This window comes from Aquabacterium sp. (assembly GCF_041915145.1).
Lineage (GTDB): Bacteria > Pseudomonadota > Gammaproteobacteria > Burkholderiales > Burkholderiaceae_C > Aquabacterium.
In genome coordinates this window covers 1-8,521 of the sequence record NZ_JAYSBZ010000099.1, presented here as the reverse complement: position 1 = coordinate 8,521, position 8,521 = coordinate 1, and the positions used below count along the sequence as shown (strand labels likewise).

The 8,521-nt window shown below is 65.3% G+C and carries 9 protein-coding genes; 6 read left to right on the top strand and 3 right to left on the bottom strand.

Annotated features, from left to right (window positions below):
- The 4 genes from ACE3SS_RS13885 to ACE3SS_RS13870 all read left to right on the top strand — a co-directional run.
- Positions 1-1,649, top strand: a 1,649-nt coding sequence (locus ACE3SS_RS13885) for a chemotaxis protein CheA (protein WP_374594919.1), incomplete at its 5' end; no start/stop codon positions are given.
- 39 nt (positions 1,650-1,688) lie between these two features.
- On the top strand, positions 1,689-2,180 hold the full coding sequence (locus tag ACE3SS_RS13880; protein ID WP_374594917.1) for a chemotaxis protein CheW: 492 nt from the start codon (positions 1,689-1,691) through the stop codon (positions 2,178-2,180).
- A gap of 84 nt (positions 2,181-2,264) precedes the next feature.
- Positions 2,265-2,750 carry a cache domain-containing protein gene (locus tag ACE3SS_RS13875; protein ID WP_374594915.1) on the top strand — a complete coding sequence of 162 codons (486 nt, stop codon included), beginning with the start codon at positions 2,265-2,267 and terminating at the stop codon, positions 2,748-2,750.
- Between the two features lie 50 nt (positions 2,751-2,800).
- Complete coding sequence (locus ACE3SS_RS13870) at positions 2,801-4,333, top strand: methyl-accepting chemotaxis protein (RefSeq protein ID WP_374594913.1); 1,533 nt, start codon at positions 2,801-2,803, stop codon at positions 4,331-4,333.
- 75 nt (positions 4,334-4,408) lie between these two features.
- Here ACE3SS_RS13870 and ACE3SS_RS13865 read toward each other — a convergent pair whose 3' ends face one another.
- Positions 4,409-5,035, bottom strand: a complete 627-nt coding sequence (locus tag ACE3SS_RS13865) for an outer membrane beta-barrel protein (protein ID WP_374594911.1) — start codon at positions 5,033-5,035, stop codon at positions 4,409-4,411.
- A 226-nt stretch (positions 5,036-5,261) separates the two neighbouring features.
- Here ACE3SS_RS13865 and rpoH point away from each other — a divergent pair, with 226 nt between their 5' ends.
- Positions 5,262-6,185, top strand: coding sequence for an RNA polymerase sigma factor RpoH (gene rpoH / locus ACE3SS_RS13860; RefSeq protein ID WP_374594909.1), 924 nt, complete (start codon positions 5,262-5,264; stop codon positions 6,183-6,185).
- A 102-nt stretch (positions 6,186-6,287) separates the two neighbouring features.
- On the opposite strand, the gene ACE3SS_RS13855 is transcribed toward rpoH, so the two are convergent.
- Both ACE3SS_RS13855 and lplT read right to left on the bottom strand, forming a co-directional pair.
- Positions 6,288-6,734, bottom strand: a complete 447-nt coding sequence (locus ACE3SS_RS13855; protein WP_374594907.1) for a hypothetical protein — start codon at positions 6,732-6,734, stop codon at positions 6,288-6,290.
- A 156-nt stretch (positions 6,735-6,890) separates the two neighbouring features.
- The gene (gene lplT, locus ACE3SS_RS13850; RefSeq protein WP_374594905.1) at positions 6,891-8,165 is read right to left on the bottom strand and encodes a lysophospholipid transporter LplT; all 1,275 of its coding nucleotides are present in this window, start codon (positions 8,163-8,165) and stop codon (positions 6,891-6,893) included.
- 189 nt (positions 8,166-8,354) lie between these two features.
- On the opposite strand from lplT, the gene ACE3SS_RS13845 reads away from it, so the two are divergent.
- Positions 8,355-8,521 (top strand): alanine racemase (locus ACE3SS_RS13845; protein WP_374594921.1); only part of this gene is annotated, 167 nt, incomplete at its 3' end.

The window sequence follows — 8,521 nt, the reverse complement described above, 5'->3', positions numbered from 1 at the left end:
AATTGATCGTCGGCCCGCTGCCCGACCCGAAAGACGCCGACAACATCGTCGACCTGTTCAAGGAAATCGCCGACCTCGGCACCATCGAGCCGCTCGACGGCGGTCAGGCGCAAGACGGCCTGCGTCGCTTCAAGGTGGTCACGCGCAGCGCCGAGTCCGAGCTGATCGACCTGTTCACCTTCCACGTGGCCCGCGAGCACGTGCGCTTCGCCCCGCTGGCCAGCGCGCCAGCTGCCGCGCCGGCCGCGCCTGAAAAAGACGCCGGCTTCGGCTTCTTCGACGACGCCCCCGGTGCTCCGGCACCGGCCGCTGCCGCGCCGGCCAAGGATCCGGGTTTCGGCTTCTTCGACGATGCGCCGGGCGCGCCCAACAGCGCGCCGTCCGCCAGCAAGCCGGCCCCCGCTCCTGCGCTGACTCCGGTCGCCGCCGCCGTGAAGCCCGCTGCCGCACCGAAGGCCGAGAAGAGCGGCACCACCGCCTCGCTCGAATCGAGCACGATCCGCGTCTCGGTCGAGAAGGTCGACCAGCTCATCAACCTGGTCGGCGAGCTGGTGATCACGCAGGCCATGCTGGCGCAGAACAGCCGCAACCTCGACCCGGTGCTGTATCAACAACTGATGGCCGGCCTGACCGACCTCGACCGCAACACCCGCGATCTGCAGGAGGCCGTGATGGGCATCCGCATGATCCCGATGTCCACCGTGTTCAACCGCTTCCCGCGCATGCTGCGCGACCTGGCCTCGAAGCTGGGCAAGAAGGTCGAGCTGGTCACGCAGGGTGAAGCCACCGAGCTGGACAAGGGCCTGGTCGAGAAGATCACCGACCCGCTGACCCACCTGGTGCGCAACTCGTGCGACCACGGCATCGAGATGCCCGCCGACCGCCTGGCCGCCGGCAAGCCCGAGACCGGCACGATCACGCTGAGCGCCTCGCACCAGGGTGGCTCGATCGTGATCGAGGTGCGCGACGACGGCAAGGGCCTGTCGCGCGAGAAGCTGCTCAAGAAGGCGATGGAGCGCGGCCTCAATGCCCACGAAGGCATGAGCGACGCCGAAGTCTGGGGCCTGATCTTCGAGCCCGGCTTCTCGACCGCCGAGCAGGTGACCGACGTGTCCGGCCGCGGCGTGGGCATGGACGTGGTCAAGAAGAACATCACCAGCCTGGGCGGCACGGTCGAGATCGACTCCGCCGAGGGCTATGGCATGCGCGTGGCCGTGCGGCTGCCGCTGACGCTGGCCATCATGGACGGCATGAGCGTGGGCGTGGGCGAAGAGGTCTACATCCTGCCGCTGTCGTCGGTGGTCGAGAGCTTCCAGGTCACCGAAGAGATGGTCAAGACGGTGGGCGGATCGGGCCGCGTCGTCGAGGTGCGCGAGAGCTACATGCCCGTCGTCGAGCTCGAAAAGATCTTCTCGGTGCCCCGCTTCGACTGGGATCACACCAGCTCGATCATGGTGGTCGTCGAGGCCGAGAGCGGCCGCGTCGCGCTGCTGGTCGACGAACTGCTCGGCCAGCAACAAGTGGTGGTGAAGAACCTCGAAGCCAACTACCGCAAGGTGCCCGACGTATCGGGCGCCACCATCATGGGCGACGGCCGCGTCGCCCTGATCCTGGACGTCGGCAGCCTGGTGCGCCGCTCGCGCCACTGACCTGCCGCAAGAACACCGCGCTCGAATCTGGAGACCACGATGGGCATGATGGAAAAACTCGACGCCGCGACCGACACGCTGGCCCGCGAATACCTGACCTTCCGCCTCGGCAGCGAGGAATACGGCATCGACATCCTCAAGGTGCAGGAGATCCGCGGCTATGAAAACCCGACCCGCATCGCCAACGCCCCGGGCTTCCTGAAAGGCGTGGTCAACCTGCGCGGCACCATCGTGCCGATCGTCGACCTGCGCGTGCGCTTCGGCTGCCTCAACGCCAACGGCGAGGCCGAATACAGCGCCTTCACCGTCACCATCGTGCTGCACATCGGGCAGCGCACCATCGGCACGGTGGTCGATTCGGTGAGCGACGTGGTCGAGATCCCGGCCGAGGCCGTGCGCGCGGCGCCCGACATGCAGTCCGCCATCGACGCAACCTACATCCGCGGGCTGGCCCACGTGGGCGAGCGCATGGTGATCCTGCTCGACATTGAAGGCATGCTGATGTCGCCGGACATGGGGCTGTGCGACTGACCCGTCGAACGAATTTGAGTGACGCGCACGGCCCGCGCCTCGTTGCTGTGATCAGGCCGTGATTCCACCTCTGTTGGAGACTCCATGAACGTCCATCTCTCTCGCACCCGCGAACTCACCAAGCAACTCGTCTGCGGCCTGATCGCCGCCGCGGGCATCGTCACCTTCAGTGCCTGGGCGGGCGAGCACGCCACCAAGGACGAAGCCGTCTCGATGGTCAAGAAGGGCGTGGCCTTCATAAAGGCCAACGGCAAGGACAAGGCCTACGCCGAAATCACCAACAAGCAAGGCGCGTTCGTCGACCGCGATCTCTATCTGGTCGTCTACGCCCTGGATGGCACGGTACGCGCCCACGGCGCCAACGAAAAAATGGTGGGCCGCAACCTGATCGAGCTCAAGGACGTGGACGGCAAGCCTTTCGTGCAAGAGCGCGTCGAGATGGCCAAGAAGCAGGCCAGCTTCTGGCAGGACTACAAGTTCACCAACCCCACCACCAAGAAGATCGAGCCCAAGAGCATGTATTGCGAGAAGCTCGACGACTCCGTGGTGTGCGGCGGCATCTACAAGTAACCATCACCCGGCTGCCGCGGCAGCCCGACCCTTGACGTCTGGAGGCGGTGATGAAGCTTCACGCCAAATTGATGATCGCCCCGCTGCTCACCAGCGGCGCGTTGATCCTGTCCCTGGTGCTGTCCGTCGCAGGCTCGCAGGCCTATCAATCGAGCAATGCCAGCGAGCGCCAGAGCACCGTCGACGCCTATACCGCCGCCGGCGCCATCCGCTCCGACCTCTCCGAGCACCGCACGCAGCTCTACCGCACCGTTGCGCTCATCGGCTCGCTGTCGGGGGCGGAGGTCGATGCCACGCGCCAGCGGCTGAAGAAGGACTTGGCCGAGATCGCCGCAGCGGTCAAGCCACTGCTCGCCGATCAGTCCGCCACCGCCGAGGTGGCCCGGCACTTCGCCGAGTTGCTGGCCCACTATGAAAAATCGGCCGACGCCGCCATCGATTTGTCCACGGTCGATCCCAACACCGGCATCGCCGCGCTGCAAACCGCCGACGCGGATTTCGTCGCGCTGACCAAAGACCTCAAGAGCATTGTCGACTCGGTCAACCAGCGCCATGCCGAGCAGGCCCACTCGCTTGAAACCCTGTTTTCGCGCGCGTCCATCGGCATGGGCGTGCTCGGGCTGACCGCCGCCGCCGGCATGCTGGCGTTCGCGTGGTTCACCCAGCGCAAGATCGTGGCCGATATCAGCCAAGCCGCGGACGCCGCCGCCCAGGTCGCGCAAGGCGATCTGGCGATTCAAGTGCAGGCGCGCGGCGAAGACGAAGTCGGCGCGCTGCTGCAGTCGTTGTCCAACATGGTGACGCAGCTGTCGGGCTCGATCCACACCGTGCGCCAGGCGGCGCAATCGATCGGCCTGGCGTCGTCCGAGATCGCCGCGGGCAACCAGGACTTGTCGTCGCGCACCGAGCACACCGCCAGCAGCCTGCAGCAAACCGCCTCGTCGATGACCCAGCTCACCGGCACCGTGCGTCACACGGCCGATTCGGCGCGCACCGCCAACCAGCTGGCCTCGTCGGCCGCCGAAGCCGCCTCGCGCGGCGGCAACGTGGTCGCGCAGGTGGTTGCCAACATGGACGACATCAACACCGCCTCGCGCAAGATCAACGAGATCATCGGCGTGATCGACGGCATCGCCTTCCAGACCAACATCCTGGCGCTCAACGCGGCTGTCGAGGCCGCCCGGGCTGGCGAACAAGGGCGCGGCTTCGCGGTGGTAGCCGGCGAGGTGCGCAACCTGGCGCAGCGCAGCGCCAACGCCGCCAAGGAAATCAAGAGCCTGATCACCGCCTCGACCGAGCGCATCGAAAGCGGCTCGAAGCTCGTGCAGGATGCCGGCTCGACGATGCAGGAGATCGTCTCCAGCGTGCAGCGCGTGTCCGACATCATCGGCGAGATCACGGCGGCCACATCCGACCAATCGAACGGCATCGGACAGGTGAACACGGCGGTTTCGCAGCTCGATCAACTCACGCAGCAAAACGCCGCCTTGGTCGAAGAATCGGCCGCAGCCGCCGAGAGCCTGAAAGACCAGGCGAATCGCCTGACCGACGTGGTTGGGCAGTTCAGGCTGCAATCGCACTAAAACGCGTCGCCCAAAGAAAAGAGCCGGCAATGCCGGCTCCTTGCGTTCGAGACTGCTGAAATCGACAGCCGTCGATCAGAACTCCGCCCCGAAACCCATCGAGACCATGTTGTACCAATGGTCCGAGCCGAGGTACTTGGCCTTCATCGTGTCCCAGCCGATCTCGACGTTCACGCCGTTGAGCGCGGGCAGCAGCATGTTGGGGACGAAATCGCGGAACTTGTAGTTGAACGCCGCCCCGAGGTGGGGTGCCGTTTTCGATGCCGAGAAGTTCGCCCCGTTGTCCGACCCTTCAATGTGAAGGCGCGCCAGACCGACACGGCCAACGAGCGAAATATTCTGGTCAACGCGATAGACAGGCGCCGCGTCGGCCATGAACCCGTTGGTGCGCGTGGTGCGCTCGTCGATTCCACCCGAAGCGCCGTTGGGCTGGGACAGCGCGCGAATGCGACCGAAGCTGATGTAGCCAACCTCGGCACCCAGGTAGTCGGTCAGACGCAAGCCGCCAAAGACCTTGAACGACACATCCCGTTGGTCGTTGCAGGTGTAAGCGCCCGCCTGACAGTAATCGGAAATCGTGGTGTGCCCCAGAGCGCCACCGTTGTAGGTGCCGTGCAGCATGTCCAGCAGACCGCCGTGTTCTTCTGCGCCAGCCGCCACACACAGTGCGGCAGCAGCCACACCCAGCAGGATCTTTTTCATCGTTGCCTTCCTCAGTTGTGGAAAAGTCCCGCTCCTGCGGGATGCGGCGGCGATTCTCACACGAGATATATCGGGCCCCGCCCCCCGCAAACACCTATCCCGGGGGAGTGTTTTTACTGGCTCAACCCACCCCCGTAATCGGCTTCGGATGGCACTTTCTCAGCATTTAGCACTCAAACCCGTCGAGTGCTAATATTGATGGAACAAAAGGAGCAATCGGCTGTCTATGAACAACATGAACACCACTGCTTTGGCCATTCGCGACCCCTGGGCCATGGTGCCCTCGCTGGGCAACCTTGACGCGTACATCCGTGCCGTCAACCAGTTGCCCATGCTCACGCCGCAAGAAGAAACCGAGCTGGCAAGCCGCCTGCGCGACCAGCAGGACGTGGAAGCCGCCGGTCGGCTGGTGCTGTCCCACCTGCGTCTGGTGGTGTCGATCTCGCGCCAGTACATCGGCTACGGCCTGCCGCAAGGCGACTTGATTCAAGAAGGCAACGTGGGCCTGATGAAGGCCGTGAAGCGCTTCGACCCCGATCAAGGCGTGCGGCTGGTGAGCTACGCCATGCACTGGATCAAGGCCGAGATCCACGAATACGTGCTGCGCAATTGGCGCATGGTGAAGGTTGCGACCACGAAGGCACAGCGCAAGCTGTTCTTCAACCTGCGCTCGATCAAGAACAACCTGAAGAGCGACGCGACCGACGATCAAGTGTTTCGCAACACGCTCAGCGGCGCCGAAGTCGAGGCCGTTGCGCAGCAATTGCAAGTGCGCCCCGAAGACGTGCTCGAAATGGAAACCCGCCTCTCGGGCGGCGACGTGGCGCTGGAGCCCGGCAACGCCGAAGGCGACGAAGCCATGGCGCCCATCGCCTACCTGGCAGACGAATCGTACGAACCGACTCGCCTGCTGGAAGCCCACCGTCGCGACCGGCTGTCGAGCGATGGCATCCGCGACGCGCTGGCCGAACTTGACCCGCGCAGCCGGCGCATCGTCGAAGAACGCTGGCTCCAGGTGCGCGACGACGGCACCGGCGGCATGACGCTGCATGAGCTGGCCGCCGAATATGGCGTGAGCGCCGAACGGGTGCGCCAGATCGAAGTCGCGGCGATGAAGAAGATGCGCAAGACGCTGGCCAGCTTCGCCTGATGCCTCCAACCCCGTGCCGCCTGTTTCTGCGGCACTCATGACAAAGCGGCCCGCAGGCCGCTTTTTTCATGCTGCTGATACAGCGAATCAATCCGTCAGATATCAATCGCGATCGTGTCCGCGATGCTCGCGGCGTTCGTGCTCCCAGTGCTCGCGCCGCTCCCACTCACGGTGGCCCCACTCGCCGCGCCCCCAGCCGCGGTCGTCGTCACGCCCCCAACCATGGCGGTGGTACCAACGCCCCTCGTCGTACACCACCGGCTGCGCCGGCACATACACCGGCCGAGGCGGACACCAGCGGCGCTCCACGTAGACCGGCGCGGGTTGCTCGATCACCACCGGCGCGGGCGCCACGATCACTGGCTGCGGCTGCACGTAGCGCACACGCGGCGCATTCGAGAATTCGGTGTGGACATTGCCGCCCACCACCACGGGCGCATCGACATCCACCGACCAATACACGCCACGTGCCTGCGCGCCACCGCCCGCCAACAGGCCGGCCAGCGCCAGCGACACGCCCCCAATGATCTGCTTCGTCGAACCTTGCATGGTCTTGCACTCCTGTGGCAACAGGGCCGCGATGCGAGTGATGCATCGCCGTATCGCCCTGCCCCTACAACGCGGCAAACCGTGAGCTGGTTAACGCTTCAGGCGTTGCAAATGTGAGGAAACGCAAGCGCCGGCGGTGTCCGCGACGCAAGGGGCTCAGTCGTGCTGCGAATGCGCGAACTGGCTGTGGACTTCTTCGGGGTGATTGCGCTCGTTGGCAGCATGCCAGCGACCGATGGCCCACATCAGCGAGGCCACGCCCACGCCGAACAGCGTGATGGCGCCGTAGGCCGACAGGCCGATCCACTTGGTCAGGGCGCTGTAGAACGCCCCCAGAGCCAGGATGCTGGCCTGCTCGTTGAAGTTCTGCACGGCGATCGAGCGCCCGGCGCCCATCAGCGTGTGACCCCGGTGCTGCAGCAGCGCGTTCATCGGCACCACGAGAAAGCCGCCGAGCCCACCCAGCAGGATGAGGAACGGCGCCGCCACGGCCACGTTGTGGATCACGTTCATCGCCATCACGAACACGCCCATGGCGATGCCCAACGGGATGACCCTGGTGGCCTGATGCAATTGCATTCGCATCGAGGCCAGCACCGCGCCCACCGCCGTGCCCACCGCCACCACGCCCACCAGAGACGAAGCCTGCGCCGTGCCGTAACCCAGCGCCACTCCCGCCCACGACAGCACGATGTAGCGCAAGTTGCCCGACACGCCCCAGAACAGCGTGGTGGTGGCGAGCGAAATCTGGCCCAGGCGGTCGGTCCACAACCGCATGTTGCAGGACGCGAAGTCGCGCAGCAGCACCAGCGGGTTGCTCGGCAACGGTTGAGGCACGGCACCCGTGAGCGGAATGCGCAGATTGAACAGCGCCGCCATCACGTAGAGCACGATCAAGGTGGCGATAGCCGCCTCGGGCGGGGTGTCGATGCCGGTATCGATGAACGGCATATCGAAGCGCAGCAGCTCCGGCGCGATCCGCGGGCCCATCAGTTGCCCGCCGAGCAACACGCCCAGGATGATCGACGTGATCGTCAGTCCCTCGATCCAGCCATTGGCCTTGACCAGCTGCGAAGGCGGCAGCAGCTCGGTCAGGATGCCGTACTTGGCAGGCGAGTAGGCCGCTGCGCCCAGGCCGACCACGGCGTAGGCGATCAAGGGGTGGGCGCCGAACAACATCATCAGGCAGCCCACGATCTTGATGGTGTTCGACACGAACATCACCTTGCCCTTGGGGTAGGCATCGGCCACCGCCCCCACGAAGGGAGCGAGCACCACGTAGAACAGCGCGAACATCGGCACCAGCGCGGCCCGTTGCCACTCACCCGTGCCGGACGCCCGGAGCAATTCGACGGCCGCCACGAACAGCGCGTTGTCGGCCAGCGAGCTGCAAAACTGCGCCGACATGATGGTGCTGAAACCTTTTTTCATTCGCTATTCAATACAACCCCCGGCAGCTGGCGCTCCAGGCAAGCTGGCAAGCGCGGCCCCATTCGCAACAACTGGGGATATGGCTGTGGGCAACGTGGCAAGTCCGGATGCGAGTGGCGGCGGTTATAGCACGGCACCGGGCAAGGCCGAGCTGACATCAGGGCACGGCTCGCGCGGCACAATTGCAAGATGCCGCGCCCGATCGAAGCCCTGATCCACACCTCTGCCCTGCAACACAACCTGCGCCGCGTGCGCCAGGCCGCCCCCGACGCGCAAGTCTGGGCCGTCGTGAAAGCCAACGGCTACGGCCACGGCGTCGAACGCGTCTTCGACGGCCTGCGCGCCGCCGATGGCTT